This is a genomic window from Hymenobacter sp. PAMC 26628, from assembly GCF_001562275.1.
GTDB lineage: Bacteria > Bacteroidota > Bacteroidia > Cytophagales > Hymenobacteraceae > Hymenobacter.
The window spans coordinates 2,072,241-2,093,557 of the sequence record NZ_CP014304.1 but is presented as its reverse complement, the minus strand read 5'-3'; the positions used below and the strand labels follow the sequence as shown (position 1 = coordinate 2,093,557).

Annotated in this window: 17 protein-coding genes and 1 tRNA gene; 12 read left to right on the top strand and 6 right to left on the bottom strand. The window is 66.3% G+C overall.

The window, feature by feature from the left end:
- Positions 1 to 34: 34 nt before the first annotated feature.
- The 5 genes from AXW84_RS09205 to AXW84_RS09185 all read left to right on the top strand — a co-directional run bounded on the left by AXW84_RS09205 (position 35) and on the right by AXW84_RS09185 (position 5,379).
- Positions 35 to 1,582 (top strand): TolC family protein, encoded by a 1,548-nt coding sequence (locus AXW84_RS09205; RefSeq protein WP_068231772.1) that lies wholly within the window; start codon positions 35 to 37, stop codon positions 1,580 to 1,582.
- Positions 1,583 to 1,689: 107 nt separating this feature from the next.
- Positions 1,690 to 3,096, top strand: coding sequence for an efflux RND transporter periplasmic adaptor subunit (locus AXW84_RS09200; protein ID WP_068231768.1), 1,407 nt, complete (start codon positions 1,690 to 1,692; stop codon positions 3,094 to 3,096).
- A 149-nt stretch (positions 3,097 to 3,245) separates the two neighbouring features.
- Positions 3,246 to 4,235 (top strand): NAD(P)H-dependent glycerol-3-phosphate dehydrogenase, encoded by a 990-nt coding sequence (locus tag AXW84_RS09195; RefSeq protein ID WP_157886904.1) that lies wholly within the window; start codon positions 3,246 to 3,248, stop codon positions 4,233 to 4,235.
- A gap of 20 nt (positions 4,236 to 4,255) precedes the next feature.
- Positions 4,256 to 4,555, top strand: a complete 300-nt coding sequence (locus tag AXW84_RS09190; RefSeq protein WP_068231765.1) for a hypothetical protein — start codon at positions 4,256 to 4,258, stop codon at positions 4,553 to 4,555.
- Between the two features lie 392 nt (positions 4,556 to 4,947).
- On the top strand, positions 4,948 to 5,379 hold the full coding sequence (locus AXW84_RS09185) for an EamA family transporter (RefSeq protein ID WP_068231760.1): 432 nt from the start codon (positions 4,948 to 4,950) through the stop codon (positions 5,377 to 5,379).
- 88 nt (positions 5,380 to 5,467) lie between these two features.
- Here AXW84_RS09185 and AXW84_RS09180 read toward each other — a convergent pair whose 3' ends face one another.
- The 5 genes from AXW84_RS09180 to pdxH all read right to left on the bottom strand — a co-directional run bounded on the left by AXW84_RS09180 (position 5,468) and on the right by pdxH (position 11,925).
- Positions 5,468 to 7,276 (bottom strand): hypothetical protein, encoded by a 1,809-nt coding sequence (locus AXW84_RS09180; protein ID WP_068231758.1) that lies wholly within the window; start codon positions 7,274 to 7,276, stop codon positions 5,468 to 5,470.
- A 69-nt stretch (positions 7,277 to 7,345) separates the two neighbouring features.
- Positions 7,346 to 9,109 carry a hypothetical protein gene (locus AXW84_RS09175; RefSeq protein WP_068231755.1) on the bottom strand — a complete coding sequence of 588 codons (1,764 nt, stop codon included), beginning with the start codon at positions 9,107 to 9,109 and terminating at the stop codon, positions 7,346 to 7,348.
- A 28-nt stretch (positions 9,110 to 9,137) separates the two neighbouring features.
- Positions 9,138 to 9,728, bottom strand: coding sequence for a Maf family nucleotide pyrophosphatase (locus AXW84_RS09170; protein WP_068231752.1), 591 nt, complete (start codon positions 9,726 to 9,728; stop codon positions 9,138 to 9,140).
- Positions 9,725 to 11,092, bottom strand: a complete 1,368-nt coding sequence (locus AXW84_RS09165) for a DUF1015 domain-containing protein (RefSeq protein WP_071891137.1) — start codon at positions 11,090 to 11,092, stop codon at positions 9,725 to 9,727. The genes AXW84_RS09170 and AXW84_RS09165 overlap by 4 nt, the downstream gene beginning before the upstream one ends.
- Positions 11,093 to 11,271: 179 nt before the next feature.
- Positions 11,272 to 11,925, bottom strand: a complete 654-nt coding sequence (gene pdxH, locus AXW84_RS09160) for a pyridoxamine 5'-phosphate oxidase (RefSeq protein ID WP_068231751.1) — start codon at positions 11,923 to 11,925, stop codon at positions 11,272 to 11,274.
- 236 nt (positions 11,926 to 12,161) lie between these two features.
- Between pdxH and AXW84_RS09155 the strand changes: the two genes are divergently transcribed.
- The 5 genes from AXW84_RS09155 (at position 12,162) to AXW84_RS09135 (ending at position 18,843) form a co-directional block, all read left to right on the top strand.
- Complete coding sequence (locus AXW84_RS09155; protein ID WP_068231749.1) at positions 12,162 to 12,719, top strand: YqgE/AlgH family protein; 558 nt, start codon at positions 12,162 to 12,164, stop codon at positions 12,717 to 12,719.
- Between the two features lie 100 nt (positions 12,720 to 12,819).
- Positions 12,820 to 15,207 (top strand): DUF349 domain-containing protein, encoded by a 2,388-nt coding sequence (locus AXW84_RS09150; protein WP_068231746.1) that lies wholly within the window; start codon positions 12,820 to 12,822, stop codon positions 15,205 to 15,207.
- Positions 15,208 to 15,356: 149 nt separating this feature from the next.
- Positions 15,357 to 15,608 carry a glyoxalase superfamily protein gene (locus AXW84_RS24710; RefSeq protein WP_157886903.1) on the top strand — a complete coding sequence of 84 codons (252 nt, stop codon included), beginning with the start codon at positions 15,357 to 15,359 and terminating at the stop codon, positions 15,606 to 15,608.
- A gap of 131 nt (positions 15,609 to 15,739) precedes the next feature.
- Positions 15,740 to 15,812: transfer RNA gene (locus AXW84_RS09145), tRNA-Thr, on the top strand.
- A gap of 1,108 nt (positions 15,813 to 16,920) precedes the next feature.
- Positions 16,921 to 18,843, top strand: coding sequence for a right-handed parallel beta-helix repeat-containing protein (locus tag AXW84_RS09135; RefSeq protein WP_068231742.1), 1,923 nt, complete (start codon positions 16,921 to 16,923; stop codon positions 18,841 to 18,843).
- 227 nt (positions 18,844 to 19,070) lie between these two features.
- Here the strand turns inward: AXW84_RS09135 and AXW84_RS09130 are convergent, their stop codons facing one another.
- Entirely contained in the window at positions 19,071 to 20,135 is a 1,065-nt protein-coding gene (locus AXW84_RS09130; protein WP_068230147.1) for an IS701 family transposase, read from the bottom strand.
- A gap of 109 nt (positions 20,136 to 20,244) precedes the next feature.
- On the opposite strand from AXW84_RS09130, the gene AXW84_RS09125 reads away from it, so the two are divergent.
- Together AXW84_RS09125 and AXW84_RS09120 are read left to right on the top strand one after the other, a co-directional pair.
- Positions 20,245 to 20,892: an HD domain-containing protein gene (locus tag AXW84_RS09125; protein ID WP_068231737.1), complete on the top strand. Its 648-nt coding sequence runs from the start codon at positions 20,245 to 20,247 to the stop codon at positions 20,890 to 20,892.
- Between the two features lie 90 nt (positions 20,893 to 20,982).
- The gene (locus tag AXW84_RS09120; protein ID WP_068231735.1) at positions 20,983 to 21,234 is read left to right on the top strand and encodes a hypothetical protein; all 252 of its coding nucleotides are present in this window, start codon (positions 20,983 to 20,985) and stop codon (positions 21,232 to 21,234) included.
- Positions 21,235 to 21,317: the final 83 nt, after the last annotated feature.

Genomic DNA, 21,317 nt, shown 5'->3' with positions numbered 1-21,317 from the left:
TATTCTCCACCGACCAGCTTTAGTACCGTTTGCAATGAAAACTACACATCCGCTCCCGGGGCCCCGTTGGGTACCGGGCCTACTGGCGCTGCTGGGCGTGGCGCTGCTGCCGGCCGGGCCGGCACGGGCCCAAACGCCCGTTGCCCCGCCGGCCTTGGGCACGGGAACCCCAGCCGCGCCGGTGCCCACCGGGCCCTGGACGCTGCAAGCCGCCGTGGACTACGCCCTGGCGCACAACCTGACCGTGCGCCTCAACCAGCTCCAGGCCCAGGGCAACGGCCAGGTGCTGCGCCAGAGCAAAGCCGCCCTGCTGCCGACCGTCAACCTGAATGCCACCCAAGGCTGGAACTACGGCACCTACGTGAACCCGGTGACCTCGCAGTTCCAAAACGCCACCACCCGCTCCAATAATTTCGCGGGGCAGGCACAGCTGGTGCTGTTCCAGGGGTTTCAGCTGCGCAACACCATCAAGCGCAACGGGCTCGACTACGAGGCCAGCCTGCAGGATACCGAAAAGTCCCGCAACGACCTAAGCCTCAACGTGGCCTCGCAATTTTTGCAGCTGGTGCTGGCCCAGGAGCTGGTGCTCGCCAACCAAACGCGCGTGGCCAGCGATCAGGCGCAGATTGACCGCGCCAATATCCTGCTCAAGGCCGGCAGCATTCCCGAAAGCACGCTGCTCGACAGCCGCTCGCAACTCGCCACCGACGAGCTGAACGTGATTACGGCCCAAAACCAGGCCGACCTGGCCCGCCTGGCCCTGCTGCAGCTGATGAACATCGACCCGGCCACGGCCCAAGGCTTTGCGATTGAAGTGCCCGCGCTGCCCGACCCCGATCAGGAGGCGCCCTACGTGGTGGACCTCAACCAAACGTTCCAGATTGCCGCCGGGAGCAAGCCCGAAATCCGGGCGGCCGACCTGCGCGTGCAAAGCGCCCGCCGCAGCACCGACATTGCCCGGGGGGGGTACTACCCCCGGCTTTTTCTCAGCGGCTCGCTGTCCACGGTCTTCTCCTCGTCGCAGTCGACGCGCATCTTCACGGGCGACTCCACCAGCACCCAATCGATTCCGGTGTTTCAAAATACGCCCCTTGGGCTTGTTCCTACGTCTTTTCAGGTAGTTACCGGCAAGCAGCCCAACTTCCAAACGCTGCCGACGCGCTTCTTCGATCAGTTGAACAACAACTACGGCAAGGCCATCCAGTTCGGCCTGCAAATTCCGGTGCTGAACGGCTTGCAGGTGCGCACGGGTGTGCAGCGGGCCCTCATCAACGAGCAGTCGGCCGCCGTGCGCGCCGAGCAGGCCCGCCTCACGCTGCGCCAGAGCATCGAGCAGGCCTACGCCGACGCCCGCGCCGCCCAGCTCCAATACGCCGCCGCCACGCGCCAGGTGGCGGCCCTCACGCTCACCCAGCGCAATTCGGAAATCCGCTTCAACAACGGCCTGCTCAACGGCACCGAATTCAACATTGCCAAAAACAACCTCACCTTCGCCGTTTCCAACCAGCTACAGGCCAAGTACACCTTCATCTTCCGCCGCAAGGTGCTCGACTTTTACCAAGGCAAGCCGCTCGCGTTGTGATATTTAACATTTGTCAATTAATATTTAGCAATGGCCAAGCCAGTGGCAGCGGTTGCGGATGTTAGGGGTTGAATGCGAAGTGTTAAATATCAAATGATAATTGTTAAATGAAAAATAACCGTTTACTCTACTCGTTGCTGGCCCTGGTGGTCGTGCTGATTGTGGGCTTCGCCGTAGCCAAAAAGCAGGGCTGGGTGGGCAAGCCTGTGGGCACCGAAGTGCTCGTGGAAAACGCCGGCCCGGCCAACATCACCGAAAAGGTGAGCGCCTCGGGCAAGGTGCAGCCCGAAACGGAGGTGAAAATCTCGCCCGACGTGTCGGGCGAAATCATTGCGCTGTACGTGCAGGAGGGCGATTCCGTAAAGAAGGGCCAGCTGCTGCTGCGCATTCGCCCCGACAACTACCAAGCCCAGGTGAACTTGCAAAGCGCCCAGGTGGGCACCCAGCGCGCCAACGTGGGCCAGGCCGACGCCCGCCTGCAACAGCTAATGGCCACCGCCAAGCAAACTGAGTTCACGTACCGCCGCAATGCCTCGCTCTACAAACAAAAGGTGATTTCGCAGTCAGATTACGAGGCCAGCCAGGCCGCCTACAACGCTTCGCAGGAGGAAATCAACTCCGCCCGCCAGTCCATCCGCGCCGCCCAAAGCACCGTTACGGCCGCCTCGGCCTCGCTGGAGGAAGCGCGCAAGAACCTGAACAAGACCACCATCTACGCCCCGGTGAGCGGCACGGTGAGCAAGCTGAACGTGAAGAAAGGCGAGCGGGTGGTGGGCACCACCCAGATGGCGGGCACCGAAATTATGCGCATCGCCAACCTCAACAACATGGAGGTGCGCGTGAGCGTGAACGAGAACGAGGTGACCAACGTGAACCTGGGCGACTCGGCCGAGGTGGAGGTGGACGCCTACGCCAGCCGCAACGAGAAGTTCCGCGGCATCGTCACCAACATCGCCAACACGGCCAAGGATGCGCTGACGGCCGAGGCCGTGACCGAATTTGAGGTGCGCATCCGGCTGCTGCCCGAGAGCTACCGCCACCTCGTGCGCGTGGTGAAGGGCCAGACCATCGTGCCCTTCCGCCCGGGCATGACGGCCTCGGTTGACGTCATCACCGAGCGCAAGCCCCACGTGCTCAGCGTGCCGCTATTCGCCGTGACGACCCGCTCCGATTCGGCCGTGGCCACGGCCGGGGGCCCCGGCGGCGGCGGCCCCCCCGGCATGGGCCGGGCCGGCGGCACCGCCACCCTGGTGGGCCCCAAAACCAGCACCGACAAGCCCGCCATCCAGGAAGTGGTGTTCGTGGTGAAGGACGGCCGGGCGGTGCTCACGCCGGTGAAAACGGGCATCACTGATTCCAAGAACATCGAAATTCTGGGCGGCGTAACCGCCGGTACGCCCGTCGTTACGGGGCCCTTCCGGGCCGTGGCCAAGGAGCTGAAGGACGGCGGCCGGGTGGTTATCAAAGACGCCAAAACCCTGAGCAAGGAAGCCCTGGCCGAGCCCAAGCCGTAAATAAGTTGGTTGTTCGTTTTTAGTTGTCCGTTGTCAGTTGGCCGTATGTAGTTGTCCGGCCCTGGCAGCTGGGGCCCCCGCAATACGAACAACTGCCAACTAAAAACGAACAACTAAAAAAGCCATCCTTCTTTCCCCACCCACCCCCGTTGGAAAAAATTGCCATGCTCGGCGGCGGCTCCTGGGCCACTGCCCTCACCAAAATTCTGAGCGAAAACGGCGCCCGTATCGACTGGTGGCTGCGCGCCAAAGACGACGTGCAGCACCTGCTGCGCACCCGCCACAACCCGCGCTACCTCTCGGCGGTGCAGTTCGACCTGAACCTGGTGTACCCCGCCACCGACTTGGCCGACGTGGTGGAGGAGGCCGACTGGGTGGTGCTGGCCGTGCCCGCCGCCTTCGTGCAGCCCGTGCTCGACAAACTCGACCGCGACGCGCTAAAGCACAAGCGGGTTGTGTCGGCCATCAAGGGCATGATTCCCGGCAAAAACCAGCTCGTGACCGACTACGTGGCTGAGCGCTTCCGGCTGCCGCGCACCCAGCTGGGCGTCATCGCGGGGCCCTGCCACGCCGAGGAAGTGGCCTTGGAAAAGCAGAGCTACCTCACCATCGGCTCGCCCGACGCGGCGCTGGCCCAGGGCTTCTGCGAGCTGCTGCGCAACCGCTACGTACGCGCCCACCCGGCCCTGGACCTCGACGGCATCGAGTACTGCGCCGTGATGAAAAACATCATTGCCCTCACCGGCGGCATCGCCCACGGCGTGGGCTACGGCGACAACTTCCTGGCCGTGCTGGTGAGCAACGCGGTGCAGGAAATCCGGCGCTTTCTGCAGGCCATCAGCCCCTTGCAGCGTGACCTCTCGGCCTCCGCCTACCTCGGCGACCTGCTGGTGACGGCCTACTCGCAGTTCTCGCGCAACCGCACCTTCGGCGGCATGGTGGGCCGCGGCTACTCCGTCAAGTCCGCGCAATTGGAGATGAACATGGTGGCCGAAGGCTACTACGCCGTCAAGTCCATCCACGAAATCAACCTCAAGCTCAAAGTCCACATGCCCATCACCACGGCCGCCTACCGCGTGCTCTACGAAAAGGTGTCGCCGCAAGTGGAAATGGAGCTGCTGAAGGAGCAGCTGCGGTGATGCGCCTTAATACCTTAAACATGCTACTGCTGGTCGCCTCGTGGCTGTTCAGTGTATTGGGTATTTATGCCAGTTTGATAACAGGGATGAATCCGTTTCTCGCCTTTGTGATTCTTTTTTTCTGGACTGCGCTAACGTGGACAGTTTACCGCTTAGCAGCCTTCACGGCGAAGCAAACACGCTGGCGTCAAGCTCTTCCAGGTTTATGGTTGGTCTTGAGTATTGTTTGCTTTCACTATGTTTTTGCCTTCTTCCAGCAGCAGTATAGTGGCGAGCACGGATTTCCGCGCCGGTATTATTCATCGGATGTGAAGGACTGACGCAGCTAAAGCACGTGAAACCATCCCTGCCATCCACCCGTTGTATTCACAATAACAAAAAAATAAGGGGCCGGGCCACTGGCCCAACCCCTTACCCAACTACCGGAGTAAGTAGGTGACGAGCAGCACGGCCAAGGCCTTCGCTACGCCACTTGCAAACCCCACCAGCACAGCTTTTCCAACTGCCTGTAGTAGCTTTGTCGCGTTGTCCCGTTTCATTGGTCTGAAGTAAGGGTTCCGCATAAACCCCCGCTTCTGAAACCCCGTCTGTTCTAGCAGCCGGGGTTTCCCTTTTTCAAGGGCTACCGTGGCCGGGGGACATACCAACGCGCTTGCGGCAAAGGTAGGCGCGGGCCCCCCGCCGGTGCAGCCGGTTTCCTCAAAAATTCATCATGTCCAACTGGCTCCCCCTGGCGCTGCTCACGGCTCTGTGCCTGGCCAGCTACAACTTTTTCCTCAAGCTAGCCGCCGAGCACCTGCCGCCGGCCGTGGGGGCCGTGGTACTGCAACTGGTGGCCGCGGCCCTGGGCGGCGCGTGGCTGCTGCGCCTCAAGCTGCAAGGGCAGCCGCTGCCCGTGAGCGGCAAGGGCCTGGGGCTGGCGGCGCTGGCCGGCCTGGGCGTGGGGCTGGCCGAAATCCTGGCGTTCGTGGTGTTCCGGCGCGGGGTGCCGGCCTCCGTGGGCACGCCCGTGATTGTGGGCGGCTCGGTGCTGTTCACGGCCGTGCTGGGGCTGGTGGCGCTGCGCGAGGGCCTGAGCTGGCCGCAGGCGGGCGGTTTGGTGCTGGTGGTGGCGGGCATTGCGCTGCTGGCGCGCGGGCACTGAGTTTTTAGTTGTCAGTTATTTGTTGTTCGTTGCCAGGGAATTGATTATGAATTGACTAGCAACTAACAACGAATAACTGACAACTACCTTAATCGAACAGCGGGTCGTGGCCGATGGGCTGGCCCGGGGCGGGCAGCGCGTAGATTTCGTCGACCCCGTCGTGGTAAGCGGGGCGGGCCGGCAGGGGCGGGCGGTAGGGGCCCTGGTAGTCGGGCGGCACCACCACGTAGCGGTAGCGCACGCCGGGCTGGGCGCTGGTGTCGAACTGCCAGCGGCGGCCGGGCGTGCGGTAGTGGGCCAGGAACAAAAAGTGCAGCGACGACTCGTTGACGCCCACCAGCACCCGGCCCGGCGGCTGGGTGGCCAGCCAATCAAACGCCCGCCAGATGGCCTCGATGTACTGGCGGTTGCCGTTCACCAAGAACTGCATGGTGTACGCCTGGTAGCCCACGAACAGCGCCATGCCCAGCCCCGCCAGCCGGGGGCCCCAGGGCCCCGGGTACGCCCGTAGCACCGCATCGACCACGAGCCCCACCAATACAAAGAAATACAGCGCTTTGTAGAGCAGCACCCGCTCGGGGGGCAGCACCCGCTGCACCATTAGCAAGGCGTAGGGCAAGAGCACAAACCACAGCGCCGGCAGGCCCAGGCGGCGCACCGCCGCCCGCAGGTCGGGCGCCAAGGCGGCCCGCCCCTCGGCCCGCAGCAGCCACCCAAAGGCCCCGAGCCCAGCCAGGAACGCCAGGGCCCCCACCGTGCGCTGCCCGGCCAGCGTGCCCTCCGTGAACCACGCGAAGGCTGGAAATGCCCGCACAAAATCTGCCCACGGCAGCGACGCTACGTAGCCGTTGGCCAGCAGCAGGCGCCAGCCCGAGAGCAGCAGCAGCGGCGCGTACAGCAGCGCCGCCCCGGCCACGGTGGCGGCGCCCACGGCCACCGCGTGCCCCAGCCGCGCCCAGTCGCGCCGCCCCAGAAACACCAGCCCCAGGTAGCTGCTGGCCGAGGCCACCACGTAGGCAAAGGAGGGCACCGTGTAGCAGCCCAAAATGCCGCTGGCCAGCAGCGCGGCCCATGCCACCCGCGGGGCCCCAGGCCGGGCCAGCAGCGCCACCAGCGCAAAAAAATGGACGCCCGCCAGCGTCATCAGCAGCCAGTAGCCGCGCCCGGCCACGGCATTGTACATGCTGAGCTGGAGCCACGCGAAGAGCGTGAGGGCCACCAGCGCCGCCCGAAACGTGCCAAACCGCACCAGCCCCGCAAACAGCGCCACCGTGCCCACCGTGGTCGTAATCAGTACCGGCAGCCGCAGCGTGAACCACACGTTGGGATTTACCTGGAAAAACAACCAGCTCAGCGTGTTGGGTAGCACGTGGTTGTTGGGGATGGGGTAGTAGCTGCTCACCGCCAGCAGCCCCTGGCGGATAAAAAAATCGTAGGTCGCTACTTCTTCCGAATGGTAAGATTTTGTGATTCCGAAGAAGAGGCGCGCCCCCAGGAGCAGCGCCAGGCTCAGCCCCGCCGCCCGGCGCTGGGCCGGTGGCAAGGCGGCGAGTACCCGCCACGCACCCGCCAGGGCTGCGCGGGTTTCGGTGCCCAGGGCCCCCAGTTGCTGCCGCCCGGCCCGGCCCGCCCCCGCCACGGCGGCGGCCAGCAATAGGGCCCCCGCCCCGGCCAAGGCGACGTGCTGGGCCAGCGCAAATTCGACTGCCGTTACCCGCACGGGCAGGTAGTCGTAAAACCCGTTGTGAAACGTGATGCGGCCCAGGGCCAGCACGTCGGCGTAGGTGGCTTGGTTGAGCACCAGGGCCGCATAGGCGGCGCACAGGGCCAGGGCGCCCAGCAGGAGCAGTGCAAAGAAACGGGCGTTGCCGGGTGCGGTGGAAGGAGTGGAGGCCAATGGCAAAGTCAACGTAAAAAACGAGCAGAAAAAACGTGCCGTCCCGCCCCCGGGCCCGCAAAGCCGGCTTTACTGCGTCGGCGGCAGGGCGTAAATAACGACGAGCGCGTCGTGGTACGCCGCCCGGTAGGGCAGGGCCGCGGCCCAGGCCGGGCGGGGGGTGGGGCCCTGGGGCCACACCAGGTAGGGGTAGCGCACGCCCGGGACGGGCCGGGGGTGCAGCAGGCGGGGGGCGCCGTTCAGCAGGGCATAGTGGTCAAACATGAGTTCGTGGTAGGGCGCGCCCACCACCGCGGGCCCCGGGGGCTGGGTCCGCAGCCAGCGGTAGGCGCGGGTCACGGCCCGGTCGTCGGCGCGGCTGGTGCGCAGCGTGGGCACCTGGTCGTAAATCTCCCACCCCCGAAACGCGAGCAAGCCCACCAGCAGCGCCAGTGGGGCCCACGCTGCCCAGCGGCCCCGCCATTGGGTGGCGGCCCAGTCGGCCCCCAGCGCGGCCAGCAGGTACAGAAAAAAGGTGGCGTACATCAGCGCCCGGGCGGGCACGAACACGCGCTGCACCAGGGCCAGTGCCACCGGCCCCACCAGCAGCGCCCAGCTGGCCCACGCCAGCCACCGGGCCCGGGCCGGCCATCGCGCCGGGCCCCCGCGCCACAAAGCTAGCGGCACCAGCGCCACCAGCGCCGCGCTCAGCAGCAGCCCCGCCCGTACCGGGCCCAGCAGCATGCCCGCGGTTTCGTATAGGATGGCGGGCCCCAGGGCCCAAAACGTGGCCAGCGGCTGTGCCACGACGTAGCGGTTGGCCAGTAACAGGCCCCAGCCCGACACGCACCCCACCGGCGCGTAAAGCACCGCCACGGTAGCCGCCACCGCTGCGCCGGCGGCCACGAGCTGCCCCCAAAACCGGTAGCGCCGGGCCGGCGGGCGGCCCAAGGCCGCCCCGGCCAGCACCGCCCCCAACACGACCAGTGGGGCGGCGAAGGTGGGGATGGTATAAAGCCCCGCCACGCTGCTGCCCACAAACACCGCCCACCCCAGCCGCCGGTAGCGGGGCCTGCTGGCCAGGCCCACCGCGGCAAAAAAAGCCAGCTGCACGCACCCCAGCTGCACGTAATACCCGCGGCCAGCGGCGGCGTAGATGATGGCCACTTTGGTGAAGCCGAACAAGGCCACGGCCAGCGTGGCAGTGCGGAAGTTGCGAAAATGCGTGAGCAGCGCGTAGCTCAGCGCCGTGCCGGCCAGGGCTGCCAGCAGCGATGGCAGCCGCATCACGAGCCGCGCCTGACCGGGCATTATCTGCTCCAGGGCCCAGGCCAGCAGGTTGTAGCCCACGTGGTTGTTGGGCATTGGGTAGAAGCTGGTAACGGCCACCACGCCCTCGTGCGCGAACGAATCGTAGGACGCAATTTCGTCGGGGCTGGGCGGGTCGAGCAGCAGCCACGCCCCCCAGGTCAGCCCCAGCCCCAGCAACAGGGCCCCGGCCCCGGCCCGCTCGGCGCCCGAGAGCCGGGCCACCGTGCGCCGCAGCGCGGCCCCAGCCCGGCGAGCTTCGTGGCCCAGGCGGCGCAGCTCGCGGCGGTAGGCGGCCTGCCGCAGCAGCGCCAGGGCCCCCAGCAGGGCGCCGCCCGCCAGCGCCCACCCGCCGGCGCGGTAGGCGGCGTAGCGGCCGGGCGTGAGGGCCAGTACCAAGCGGATGGGGCCGTCGGGCACCACCTCGTAGTACGGCACCTGGCTCAGCCGGGCCACGGCGGCGTAGGGCATGGCCCCATAAATGGCCATCAGCAAGGCGCTGGCCACCAGCAAGCACCCGGTGCCCAGAAGTATAAAAAAGCGCATGAGGCGAGAAGTGCTCAGTAAAAGGCCGCTACGCGCCGGGCAGGCCAGCCGGTAGGGCCCCCAGCCGCGCCAGCTCGGCCCACACCCGGTGCACAGGCAGGCCCATTACGTTGAAGTAAGAGCCTTCGAGGCGCGTTACGCCCACCATCCCCACCCAGTCCTGGGCCCCGTAGGCGCCAGCTTTGTCAAAGGGCTGGTAGTGGGCGATGTAGAACGCTATTTCGGCCGGGCTCAGGGGGCGGAAGTGCACCGTGGTCTGGTCCGAAAACACCACTTGCCGGCCGTCGCCGGCCCGCAGGCACACGCCCGTGAACACGTCGTGGGCCCGGCCTTGCAGGCGCGTGAGCATGGCGGTGGCCTCGGCCGCATCAGCGGGCTTGTTCAGCACGTCGTCCCCCAGGCACACGATGGTGTCGGCGGTAATCACCAGCTCGTCGGGGGCCAGGTCGGCGGCGTAAGCGGCGGCTTTGTGAGCGGCCAGGTACTCGGCTACCGCGGCCCGGCGCAGGTGGGGCGGAAAGTCCTCGTCCACGTCGCGCAGGCGGATTTCGTAGGCCAGGCCCAGGTCGGTCAGCAATTGGCGGCGGCGGGGCGAGTTGGAGGCTAAAATCAGTTTCACGGTGCGGGAGGCGGGGGCAAAGCCGGAGCAGGGCCCTGGAAATAGTGGTCGAACACGTTGCCGGCCTCCTCGTCGGCGATGCTGCTGAAGAGGAAGCCGGCCAGGGTTTTGGGGTAGAAGAAGGTGGACTTGGCCGGCATCACGGCCCCGGAGTGGCACACGGCCTCCACCTCGGCCATCGTCACCTCGTTCACGATCAGCGCGGCGCGGGCCTCGCCGCGGTCCACCCGCTGCAAGCACTCGGCGAAGCTGCGCACGTAGGCCACGCCCGGCCAGGCGCGCTGCGCGTCGGGGCCCCGCAGGCCCAGGGCTTTTTCCAACACGAAGAAGTGCAGTACCGTGAGGTCCAGGTTTTTTACTTCGTCGGTTGTGACCCAGTCGAGCAGCGCGTGCGCTTCCGGCCGCAGGCGGATTTTGTAGGCCTGCCCGCCCAAATACAGCCCAAAGGCCCAGCGCTTGCCGGCAATCACCTCGGGCAAGTCCGTGGCTTCCTCCAGCGGGAGCACCGTGAAGTAGGGCCCCAGGTGGGCCAGGAATTCGGCGTCGCTCAGCGCGCGGCCGCCGGGGCCCCCGGGCAGCTCCAGCAGCAGGCGGTGCGTGGGCAGGATGCGCAAGTCGTCGCTGGCCGCGTTGGTGAGGTACATGAGGTGGTAGTGCCAGGGCTCGCGGCCGGTGGCGGCGGGCCCGGCCTGCGCCTGGCGGGCGTGGCGGTGCGCTAAGGAGCCCTCGTAGCGGTGGTGGCCGTCGGCCAGAATCACCTCGCGCCCGGCCAGCACTTCCTGGAAGCGCCGAATCACGGCCGCGTCCTGCACCACGGCCAGCACGTCGCGGGCCCCCTGGTAGTCGTCCTCGGTTTGGTACAGGGGCGATTGCATGGCCTCGTCGAGGTAGGTTTCCAGCTTAAAGGCGTCGTCGCGGTACAGCCCGTGGGTGGCGCTGGTCTGGAACTCGGTGCGGGCCAGCAGGGCGGCGCGGTCGTGCACGCTGGCGGGCAGCGTGTTTTCGTGGCGCAGCACCACGCCCTCGGCCCAGTCGTAGGCCCGGATGTGGCACATGAAGCCCTTGCGGCAGTATTCGCGGGCGCTGCCCGGCAGCCGGAAGTATTGGTAATAGGCGTAGATGCCGGGCAGCGCGTCCTGCCGGAGTACGCCCTCGGTCTCCCAGCGCCGCAGCGTGGCCAGGGCCGCGCCGGCCGGGTCGTCGCCCTGCGGCACAGCCAAGTGAATAGAGTTGAGCGGGTTGCGATAAAGCGCGGCCCGCTGCCGCGTCGATACGACGTCGAACAACGGCGACACGTAGGCGTCGATGTCGGCGCCCAAGGCCGGAGCGTAGCGCCAGCCGCGCAAGGGTTGGATTTCAGCCAAAGGAATTCATTTCATTTAACAGGTAACATTTATCATTTGACACGCAACGTTTATCATTTAGCAGCCACCGGGGCAACGGCTTCGGGAAGCAAAGCCGGGTTAATCAACACGGGCCCAGCCGTAAACACCGATGCTTGTCAAGCGCCTGTTCAATGATAAATGTTAGTTATTAAATGACCTCACGGGGCTAGGCGCGCAATCTTCCAGGCCCCGTTCACCAGGTCGTACACCAGGCGGTCGTGCAGGCGGCTGGGGCGGCCCTGCCAAAACTCGATGCGGTGTGGACGCAGGATGTAGCCGCCCCAGTGCGGCGGGCGCGGCAGCGGGTCTTGGCCAATAAATTCGGCCTCCACGGCTTGTTCGCGGGCTTCCAGCGCCTCGCGGCTGCCAATAACCTGGCTTTGGGGCGAGGCCCAGGCGCCGAGCTGGCTGCTGCGCGGGCGGCTCTGGAAGTAGGCGGTCGAGAGTGCTTCCGGCGCTTTTTCCACCCGGCCTTCCACGCGCACTTGGCGCTCGAGGCCAGGCCAGAAGAAGCTGATGGCGGCCAGTGGCTGGCCGGCCAGTTCGCGGCCTTTGCGCGAGTCGTAGTTCGTGTAAAATAAAAAGCCAGCGTCGTCGGGCAGGCCCTTGAGCAGCACCACGCGGGAACTGGGCTGGCCGGTGGCCGCGTCCACGGTGCTCAAGGTGAGGGCGCTGGGCTCGTCGAGCCGGGCGGCCACGGCCTCGTCGAGCCAAGTGCGGAACTGGCGCACGGCGTCGAGCTGCGCGTCGGCTTCGGCCAGGGTGCGCTGGGTGTACGATTGGCGCAGGTCGGCAAGCTGTTGGTCGGTCATGGGTTAGAAGGGCGCAGCAATGGGTAATTTGGGACGATGGAAGGCTTTTCGGCGGCCCGTGTGCTGCTCGGCAGCGGGCAGCGGGTGCCGAAAACCGGGGCGAGCGGAACATTTTGGGGCCCTGGCCGGCTTATCAATTTGTTAATACAGGCCCCGCTCCGGCGTTGGCCGCGCAAGGTACTACCGCCAACAGGCCCGCCCCGGGGCCCCCACCCGGTTCTTTTCCCCGCAGCCCCATGACGCCCGGCACGCTCCTCATCTCGCAGCCCTTCCTGGGCGACCCCAATTTCGAGCGCAGCGTGGTGCTGGTGTGCCGCGACGAGCGCGCCAGTGGCACCTTCGGCCTCGTGCTCAACCACCGCACCGAGCTGACGCTCAGCGACGTGCTGAAATTGCCGCTGGGCCCGGCCTCGCCCGCCGCCGCGCTGCCGCTTTACCTCGGGGGGCCCGTGGAGCCCGATACGCTGCACTACCTGCACCGCCGCCCCGACGTGCCCGGGGCCACCGCGCTGGGCCAGGACGTGTACTGGGGCGGCGATTTTCCGGTGCTGCTGGATTTGCTCACCACCGGGGCCCTGGACGCAGCCGACGTGCGCTTGTTTGTGGGCTACGCGGGCTGGGGCCCCGGGCAGCTGGCCGCCGAGCGGCAGGCCCGCAGCTGGGTCACGCACCCGGCAAGCGCCGGGAAAGTGTTTACTTTGGCAACGGATGCGTTCTGGCGGGCGATTTTGCGGGAGAAGGGCGGACGCTTCCAGGCCTGGGCCAACTACCCGGTTGACCCGCGCTTAAACTGAGCCGCCGTACTTTCGCGCCCCGTACCACCCGCTTTCATCAGCTCCCATTAGCTCTCCCCACCCGGCCCCGCGTTGTGGGCCGGTCATTCCGCCGTTGCGTATGTCAACCGAACAAACCCCCCAGGCCCCGCAGTCGGGCGGCCCCCAGCCCGGGGGCGAGGACCGCATGAGTATTCTCGAACGCCGCTTGGCTGAAATTCAGGCCCAAAACGCCGCCCCGGCCCCGGAGCCCGCCCCCAGCGCCGCCCCGGAGCCCGGCACGCCCGAAGCCGCCGCCGCTGCCGAAACCGCCCACCACGTGCCCGACGCCGTGACGGTGGACGGCGCCGACGTGTCGGCCCCGCAGGCCCGCGCCACGGCCCACTACGGCGACGCCGCGCCCGACGCTGCCGCCCTGCCCGCTGTAGAGGCGGTGGAGGAAGCGGCCCCCGTGGCTGAGGCCCCAGTTGTTGAAGCTGAGGCCCCAGTGGCTGAGGCCCCCCACGGCCACACCGTGGAGGAAGCCGCCCCGCTGCCCACCGTGGCGTTGCACAGCGCCGAGGAGTTGCTCGACGCCCCTGAAGGCGTGGCTACGCTGCCCACCTCGTCGGAAACGCCCCTGGACGACGCCCCCGCCGACCCTGCCGCGCTGGCGCTGCCGGAAGTGCCCGCTGTGGGCGCGCAGCCCGAAGCCAACGCCGCCGAGGCCGAAGAAGCCCACGCATTATCGGCGGCCGAAGGGGCCCCCGCGGCTCCGGTCGCTGAGGCGCCCGCCGCGCCGGTGGCCCTGGAATCTCCCGACTTCACGGCCCTCGATTTGCCCGCCCAGGCCCAGTACCTGGTGCAGGAGCTGCGGGGCCCCAACGCCCAGCGGAACCGTAAAACCGTGCTCGACCTCGTGCGCCAGTACGAGGCCAACGTGGGCCACGCCCGCTCTGCTGCCCGCCAGAAATTTGCCGAAGGCGGGGCCGATGCCGAAGCCTTTGCCTTCCAGCAGCCCGAGGGCCAGTTGGAGCTGAACAAAGCACTGCAAGAGTTCCGCGAGGGCCGCGCCAAAAACGCCAAGGCCGAAGACGCCAGCCGCGGCGATAACCTGGCCAAGAAGCAGCAGCTGCTCGACCAGCTCCGCCAGTTGGTGGAAGCCGCCGAAACCAAGGACAGCTCGGCCAAACTCAAGGCCTTGCAAGGCGAGTGGAAGTCCACCGGTCCGGTGCCGCAAACCGACAGCCAGCCCATCTGGGACACCTACCACGGCCTGCTCGACATCTATTACAGCAAGCAGGGCCGCTTCCTGGAAATGAAGGACCTGGACCGCCGCCGCAACCAGGAGGCTAAGGAAAACCTTATCAAGCGGGCTGAGGGCCTGATGGCCCTCACCGGCATCAACAAGGCCCTCGACGAGCTGACCAAGCTGCACGAGGACTGGAAAAACATCGGGCCCGTGCCCAACGATCAGCGCGAGTCGCTGTGGCAGCGCTTCATCGCTGCCTCCGACGCCCTGCACCAGCGCCGCAAGGAGTTTTCCGACGGCCGCTCGGTGCAGGAAAAAGCCAACCTAGTGGTGAAAAAAGCCCTGCTCGAGCGCATTCAGCCCTTCGCCGAGTTCGACACGGACCGCGTAAACCTGTGGCGCTCGAAAACCGACGAGCTCCAGGAAATCAAGGCTGAATGGGAAGCCGCCGGCCTCGTGCCCCGCGCCCAGGCCGATGCCCTCAACAAGCAGTACTGGGCCGCCTACAAGGCGTTCTTCAACCGCAAAAACGATTTCTTTAAGTCGCTCGACAACGAGAAATCGGCCAACGTGAAAGCCAAGCAGGCCCTTATCGACCAGGCCGAGGAAGCCCAGAACAACCCCGACGCCGAGGCCGCCCGTGCCGTCGTCATGCGCATTCAGAAGGAGTGGAAGGACGTGGGCCGCGTGCCCGACAAGCTGGCCGACAAGCTCTGGCACCGCTTCCGCAACGCCTGCGACGCCGTGTTTGACCGGCCCAAGCACGAGGCCCGGCAGCGCGAAGAGAAGGCCACGGCTTCCTCGGGTGAGCAGCTGGCCTACCTCGAGCAAGTGGCCCAGCAAGTGGGGGCCCTCGGCGACGAGAATCCCGCCACGCTGGAAGGCTTCCGCGCCGTGCTGGCCGACTGGTCGGAGGCGTTCGACGCCGCCGGTACCGGCGACCGCAGCGAAGAGCAGCTGCTCGGGCTGCTGGGCCAGTACCTAGCCGCGGTGCCCGGCCTGAGCTACGCCGAGCGCGCCGAGTTGTTGTTCCAGGCCGAAGTCGCCCGCCTTAAGGCGCGGCCCCAGGCTCAGCAGCAGCTCACGCGCAAGGAAATGGCCCTGCGCAAGGAAATTAACGAGCTGGAAAACGACCACGCCACGCTGCAAACTAACCTGGCGTTCTTCGCCCGTTCCAAAAACGCGGCCCAGCTGCGCGAGGAGTACGAGGGCCGCATGGCCGAAGGCCAAAAGCGCATCGACGTACTCAAAAAACAGCTGAAAACGGTGCGCGCTTAAGCGACCACCCCTCTGCAATGACTACGCCGCCGGCGGGCGCACCCCGGTGCCGCCCGCCGGCGGCGTAGTCATTGCAGAGGGGTGGTCGCGCACGTGCTGCATTTTAGGGGCCCCGCAATGCCCTCCGTGGCTATTTCCCTCGCATCCGCATGGTAGCACCTGTTTTTCGCATCCTCAATTACGCCCAGGGCCCGTTTTTTTACGCCGCTTGGCTGGGCTTTCGCATCGGCTGTGCCGACCGACCTATTGGGGCCTCTGTCTCCCTGCAAGTGGCGCGAGCCGATGTGGTGCTGCACCTCAGCGGTAATTCCACCGACGGGGCCCCGGGTAACCGCACTTATTTGCCGCCCCCGTCCTGTCCAGGGCCGAGTGGAACGAGCGGGTGCTGGAAATGGCTGTAACCTACCCGTTTGGCAACCGCATCATTCTCTGCGAGCCGGCCGGCCTGTACCCGTAGCCATTTTTAGATACTTTCATAGGCTGCCACGTTTGGCATACTGGCGCAGCAACCGTACTTTTGTCCCACCATCTCGCCTCCTTAGCTCAGTTGGTAGAGCTTCTGACTTGTAATCAGAGGGTCGTTGGTTCGAGTCCGACAGGAGGCTCATACTTGGATTGCCGGAACACCCGGAAAACCGCTTCTCGCGTCGCAGAAGCAGTTTTTCGGGTTTTTTGCGTTCGGGCCTTTCGGTGGTTGCGACGCGAGATGTGGGAAATACTACGCCAGTAGCGTCCCCTTTTTTGTCCCCCTTTCCGGTTATGACAACTCAGTACGTATTTTGGCTACGCCCTTGAGCGTGCGGGTGGGCGCGGCACCAAAGTGGGGCGCTAAAGCAGCGGCCAGCAGGTCGGCTTTGGGTTGGATGGGCGAGCTCATGGAATGAAGCGAAAAAGTGAGAAAAGTGGGAATTAGGTTGGGGCAAAGCGTTGGCGGGCGGCGAAAGGCGGCTGCCCGGGTCGGAAAGTGGTCTTGCTGCTTTTCGCAGGCGTACGCCAAGAGCAAACGGCGCGCTGAGAAGGAGCCAGTTGCAGCGCACGAATTTGGTAGCTAAGCGCCCTTGCCTGCTATGACGTTCGGCATCGGCGCGTTTAATACGCATTAGCCTACTTATGCGCTGAACCAGCAAACCCAGCAGCCTGCTAAAGCTAATAAAAAGGGGGCATAATACCAATGACGCCCCAGGCTTAACCGGCACTGTAGATTGCCGGTAGGCATCCGGCAACCTTTGAACGATAACTACCTTACTCTTCCTGGCCAGCCCCAATTCTGATGGCCGAAGAGGGCGCGGCTGTTTGCGAAGCATCCTTTTGGCATGGTCGCCTGCCGGCTGAGTGCCATGCCAGCGCCATTGGTGCGCCGGATACATTTGCCGCGCTGCCCTTAATTGGCTCCGCCAAGTTAGCAGGCCGGGCTAAGTGGGCAAGGCGAGCGGACTTTACTTGCTGCTCAAAAAAACGAGTTGCGGCCTCACCGCCAGCAGCACGGGTGCCGGGGGGCAGTGAACGCCGCGTTCGTGGCCCGGACGGAGGACGTGTTGGCGGTGTACGAGCCACTAGTTCTGCTTCCTAAGCCCCTAACAAATTGTCTGCATGGGTTGGCCAGGAGAAAAGCCCGCCGCTGCTTTTGTGCCCGCCCGACGCCCCGTGCGCCGGTTGCCGGGGCCCCCGGCCGGGCTAGCTTTGCGGGGCGGTCGTTGTTTTCCGCCGCCTGCCATGGATTTAAAAAGAATAAACCGCCGCGCCGCCGCGGCGCTGGCCGGGGCCGGTCTGCTGCTGGCCGCCGCACCCCGCCCGGGGCCCCCGGCCGTGCTGCGCAAGGACCTGAAAAAGGACTTCGGGGCGGTGGGAGACGGCCGCACCAACGACCAGGCGGCGTTTGGGCGGGCGGCGGCGTTCTTCAACGCCCGCGCCCTTACGCCGGACGGGGCCGCCCCGGCGGTGCTGTTCGTGCCCCGGGGCGTGTACGTGGTGGGGGCGCAGGCGGCGGGCCCCAACGGCTACCGCTGGGGCGCCGACGTGCTGCCGCTGGTGGGCTGCCGCAACCTCACGGTGGCGGGCGTCGACAGCGGCCGCACGGAAATTCACTACGCCGCCGGCCTGCCCTACGGCTCGTTTGACCCCGCCACCGGCCGGGCGTTTCAGCCGCCGGGCTACTTCACCGACCGGGCCTACGCGGCCAGCGGCGGCACGTGCGTGCGGCTCGAGCGCTGCGAAAACGTGGTGGTGGCCGACTTGGCCCTTAATGGCAACAGCCCGCAGCTAGCGGTGGGGGGCGCCTGGGGCGACACGGGCATTCAGTTGCCTTTCGACGGGGTGTTCGTGGCCGACTCGCGCGGGGTGACGCTGCGCCGGGTGGCCGTGCACCACTTCGGCCGCGACGGCGCGCAGGTGCTCAACCACCTGGCCACGGGCCTGGCCGATCCGGCGCGGGAAAACATCCGGTTCGAAAATTCCACCTTCGACTACAACGGCCGCCAGGGCCTCTCGCTGACGGGGGTGCACGGCTTCCGGGCCGAAAACTGCAGCTTCAGCCACACGGCCCGGGCCCACAACGCCGGGCTGGGCCGGGCCGTGTTCTCGAACCCCGCCGCGGGCGTCGACGTCGAGCCCGAGGGCGGCACCGTGGCCCACCTGGCTTTCGTGGGCTGCCGCTTCGTCGACAACGGCGGCCAGGGCCTGGTGTCGGACCGGCCGGCCGGCCCGCACCCCCCCGCCACGGCCGACGTGCGGCTGGTGGACTGCACGCTCTGGGGCACCACCAACTGGTCGGCGTGGGTGACGCAGCCAGGCTTCGCATTCGAAAATTGCCGGGTGTACGGGGCCTTTGTGCACGGCTGCGCCGCGGCCACGGCCGCCGAGGCCACGCGCTTCACTGGCTGCACTTTTGAGGACCGGCCTTACGCGGGCCGCCCAGCCCTGGGGCCCGGCCTGCTGCTTTCCGACCGCCACGCCCGTGGCCTGCGCTTTGCCGGCTGCCGCTTCGTTGCGGCCCGCGGGGCTTTGCTGCGCGCCGTGCCGCTGGCCGTGGATGCGGCCGATTCGGCCGCCGCGTTCCACTTCCGCGCGTGCGTGTTCGAATGGAACGCGTCCGGGGCCGTGGGCCCGGCGGCCCTGCTGGCGGGACCGGTGTTCAGCGGCACCACCGTGTTCCGTAACGGCCCGGAGCCGGCCGCCCGGCTGGCCGGGGCCCCGGCCAGCCGGGCGGCCGCGTTTGTCTTCGGTGATGCGCGGGCGCCCTTGCCGGCGGTGCTGCAAGCCCCGGGCCGGCTGGAGCTGCGGGTGCGCCGCGCGGGTACCCTCGTGCGGGGCCACTTTGACGTGGGCCGGGGCCCCGGCCGGGCCACCGATTCGGCCCAGGTGGCGGTGGGGGCGGGGCACACCCTAGCCCTAGCTGCTGCCGAAGCCGGTGACACGGCCACGCTTTACCTCGGGCCCACGGCCCGGCTGGTCGTCGAGCGGGGCGGGGCCCTGGAGTTGCGGCGCTACGCTCGCGTGGTGGTGGCTGGCGAGCTGGTGGTGGAAGCCGGAGCCTACTACGCCCGCGACCCGCTGGCCACCGTGCGCACCGTAGGCCGGGGGCAACTTCGGGTGTCGTCCGCGGCCGTGCTGGCCCTGCCGCCTGCGGCCCAGCGGTAGGGGAGCCGGCCACTGCTTGCACCTGGGGTACCGGAACGGGGGCAGCGGTGCAACTAAATTGGTTAGTTTATTGCCGAATGTATAATAATGTTGTTCTGCTGATGTTTAAACATTTGAGTAAGGTCTTGAAAATTATTGCGAATTCTTAAGGAAGTGCCTTTGTGGTAACCTTCCATTATCTGCGGTGCAAAGCGCGTATTTTTCGCTGATACGATTAATAACTGATGTTACGCACGGAGCAGTACGAGTTGCTGGTACATGGCTTTGAGGCCAACGGTATAGAGTTGGGCTTTGAGGCGAAAATGGCCGATGCCGCCTTTGAGCTTGAGCACTTCGAGCTTGGTGTAAGCCAACACGGCGGCAAAGAAATGGGTGGCCTGCGTGGCCAGGGTTTTGGTGGGCGATTTGCCCATGGAGGCATTCTGTTTGAGCGACTTATGGTATTCTTCCACTTTCCACCGTCTCTGGTAAATCGTGGTCAGTTGGGCCTGGTCCAGGTCGGTGTCGCTGCTGACCAGATACAGCATACCTTGGCTACCGTCTCGGTTTGTGAAGACTTGTCTGGTCACGAGCACCGCCTGCTGGACGGCCCGCAAATAGACGCGCAAGGGCTGCGTATCGGGGAACACCAGCGCCTGCACGGCCTGGAACTGGCCGGCGGCCCGCGCCTCGGCGCTCAGGGCCACGGTGCGGCTGCTTTCGAGGGCAAATACAAAGTGATGGCCCAGGGCCCGCACCAAGGCCATGTTCTCGGCCGAGGCGTACCAGCTGTCGGCCAGCAGGTAGCGGTAGGCCACCTGCTGCTGGGCCACGCGCAGCATCTGTTGCAGGTATTCGTTTTTAGTGAACGGGCTTTGGTAGCTGGTCTGCTGGGTCTTGGGGTGGTAGACCGGCACGGTTTTGCGCACCAGCTCGACGGCGATGGGCAGGGCCAAGTCGCCGGCCTGATAAAGCAGACTCACGAAGTTCAGGCCCTTGACGTAGCGCTGCTGGCTGTGGTCCCAATGGGTGCAAATCAACTCATTGGCATCGGTGTGGGCCTTTTCCAGGACCGAATCGTCCACGATGAGCACGGCGAAGTCCGCCGCCCCGCGTTGGGCTTCGGCCTGGCGAATCAACGGCTTGGCCTGCCGCCAAACCTGCGCTGACCCGCACGGCGTACTGCTCAACCAGCGCGTGATGTGGTCGTGGCTCAGCGCCCCGTCCAGCAGCCGCGACAAGCCCGTGGCCGTCGTCGGACCCGTCGAGCTCAGCAAATAATCCGTGTACAGGTCCAGCGTGCAACTCATCATCAATCGATTAAACGGACAACCTAAGCCAACGACTGCGTAACATCAGTTAATAAACTGTTGACCACTGACAATACGGCCCGTATCGTCTTGCCGCTTAATATTTACACATATGGATTACGTTGCCCCAACCGCTGCATTCATTGAAGAGAAATTTCGCCACGAAGGCAGCGGCCACGACTGGGCCCACATCCACCGGGTGTGGGCGCTGGCCCGCCGCCTGGCGGCGGACTCGCCCGGGGCCGACCCGGAGCTGACCGAGCTGGGGGCCCTGCTGCATGACGTGGCCGACTGGAAGGCCCACGGCGGCGACTACGAGGCCGGGCCCCGCGCCGCGCGCGCCTGGCTGGCCGGCCTGGGGGCCCCCGACGCCCTGATTGGCCGGGTGGAAACCCTTATCCGCGAGGTGTCCTTCAAGGGGCTGGGCGTGCCCACGCCGGTGTCGTCGGTGGAGGCTGCCCTGGTGCAGGACGCCGACCGGCTCGACGCCATCGGGGCCGTGGGCATTGCCCGGGCTTTCGCTTACGGCGGCCACAAGGGCCGCCTGCTGCACGACCCCGCCGTGCCGCCGGTGGCCCACGCCTCGTTCGAAAGCTATAAGCAGAGCACCGCGCCCACGCTCAACCACTTCTACGAAAAGCTGCTGCACCTGCGGGACCGGTTGCACACGCCCGCCGCCCGGGCCCTGGCCGCCGGGCGCCAGGCCTACATGGAAGCCTTCGTGGCGCAGTTCCTGGCCGAGTGGGACGGGGAGGCGTAGGGCTTGGCCGCGGGCCCCGTTGGCCGGCGGCCGGGTAGGAGCGGGGCGGCTACCTTTGCTGCGTTCCGGCTTCCACTTATTGTTATCGCTATGGCTATTTCTACCGTTACTTACCGCCTGCGGGCCCTGGCCCTGGGCGGGCTGCTGGCGCTGGCCGCCGCCGGCTGCCGCACCTGCCCCATCGAGTCGTGCCACGTGCGCAAGAAGCACCTGCACAACGGCACCACCTACCGCGGCCAGCCGCTGTGGAAGAAGCAAAACCCGGCCGTGGGCGAGAAAATTCGAATCTCGGGGCCCTCGGGGGCCAAGCCCCTGAACAACCACGCCAAGCCCCTGAAGTAAGCTCGTGCGTGGGGCCCCCGGGGCCCCTCCCAAAAGGCCCGCCTGGCTTGCCAGAGCGGGCTTTTCGGCGTACCTTCGCGGGC

Excerpts from the sequence above, each read along its gene's own strand:
- AXW84_RS09205 (WP_068231772.1), top strand. The coding sequence starts at position 35 with ATGAAAACTACACATCCGCTCCCGGGGCCCCGTTGGGTACCGGGCCTA.
- AXW84_RS09200 (WP_068231768.1), top strand. The coding sequence starts at position 1,690 with ATGAAAAATAACCGTTTACTCTACTCGTTGCTGGCCCTGGTGGTCGTG.
- AXW84_RS09190 (WP_068231765.1), top strand. The coding sequence starts at position 4,256 with ATGCTACTGCTGGTCGCCTCGTGGCTGTTCAGTGTATTGGGTATTTAT.
- AXW84_RS09185 (WP_068231760.1), top strand. The coding sequence starts at position 4,948 with ATGTCCAACTGGCTCCCCCTGGCGCTGCTCACGGCTCTGTGCCTGGCC.
- AXW84_RS09175 (WP_068231755.1), bottom strand. The coding sequence starts at position 9,109 with ATGCGCTTTTTTATACTTCTGGGCACCGGGTGCTTGCTGGTGGCCAGC.
- pdxH (WP_068231751.1), bottom strand. The coding sequence starts at position 11,925 with ATGACCGACCAACAGCTTGCCGACCTGCGCCAATCGTACACCCAGCGC.
- AXW84_RS09155 (WP_068231749.1), top strand. The coding sequence starts at position 12,162 with ATGACGCCCGGCACGCTCCTCATCTCGCAGCCCTTCCTGGGCGACCCC.
- AXW84_RS09150 (WP_068231746.1), top strand. The coding sequence starts at position 12,820 with ATGTCAACCGAACAAACCCCCCAGGCCCCGCAGTCGGGCGGCCCCCAG.
- AXW84_RS24710 (WP_157886903.1), top strand. The coding sequence starts at position 15,357 with ATGGTAGCACCTGTTTTTCGCATCCTCAATTACGCCCAGGGCCCGTTT.
- AXW84_RS09135 (WP_068231742.1), top strand. The coding sequence starts at position 16,921 with ATGGATTTAAAAAGAATAAACCGCCGCGCCGCCGCGGCGCTGGCCGGG.
- AXW84_RS09130 (WP_068230147.1), bottom strand. The coding sequence starts at position 20,135 with ATGATGAGTTGCACGCTGGACCTGTACACGGATTATTTGCTGAGCTCG.
- AXW84_RS09125 (WP_068231737.1), top strand. The coding sequence starts at position 20,245 with ATGGATTACGTTGCCCCAACCGCTGCATTCATTGAAGAGAAATTTCGC.
- AXW84_RS09120 (WP_068231735.1), top strand. The coding sequence starts at position 20,983 with ATGGCTATTTCTACCGTTACTTACCGCCTGCGGGCCCTGGCCCTGGGC.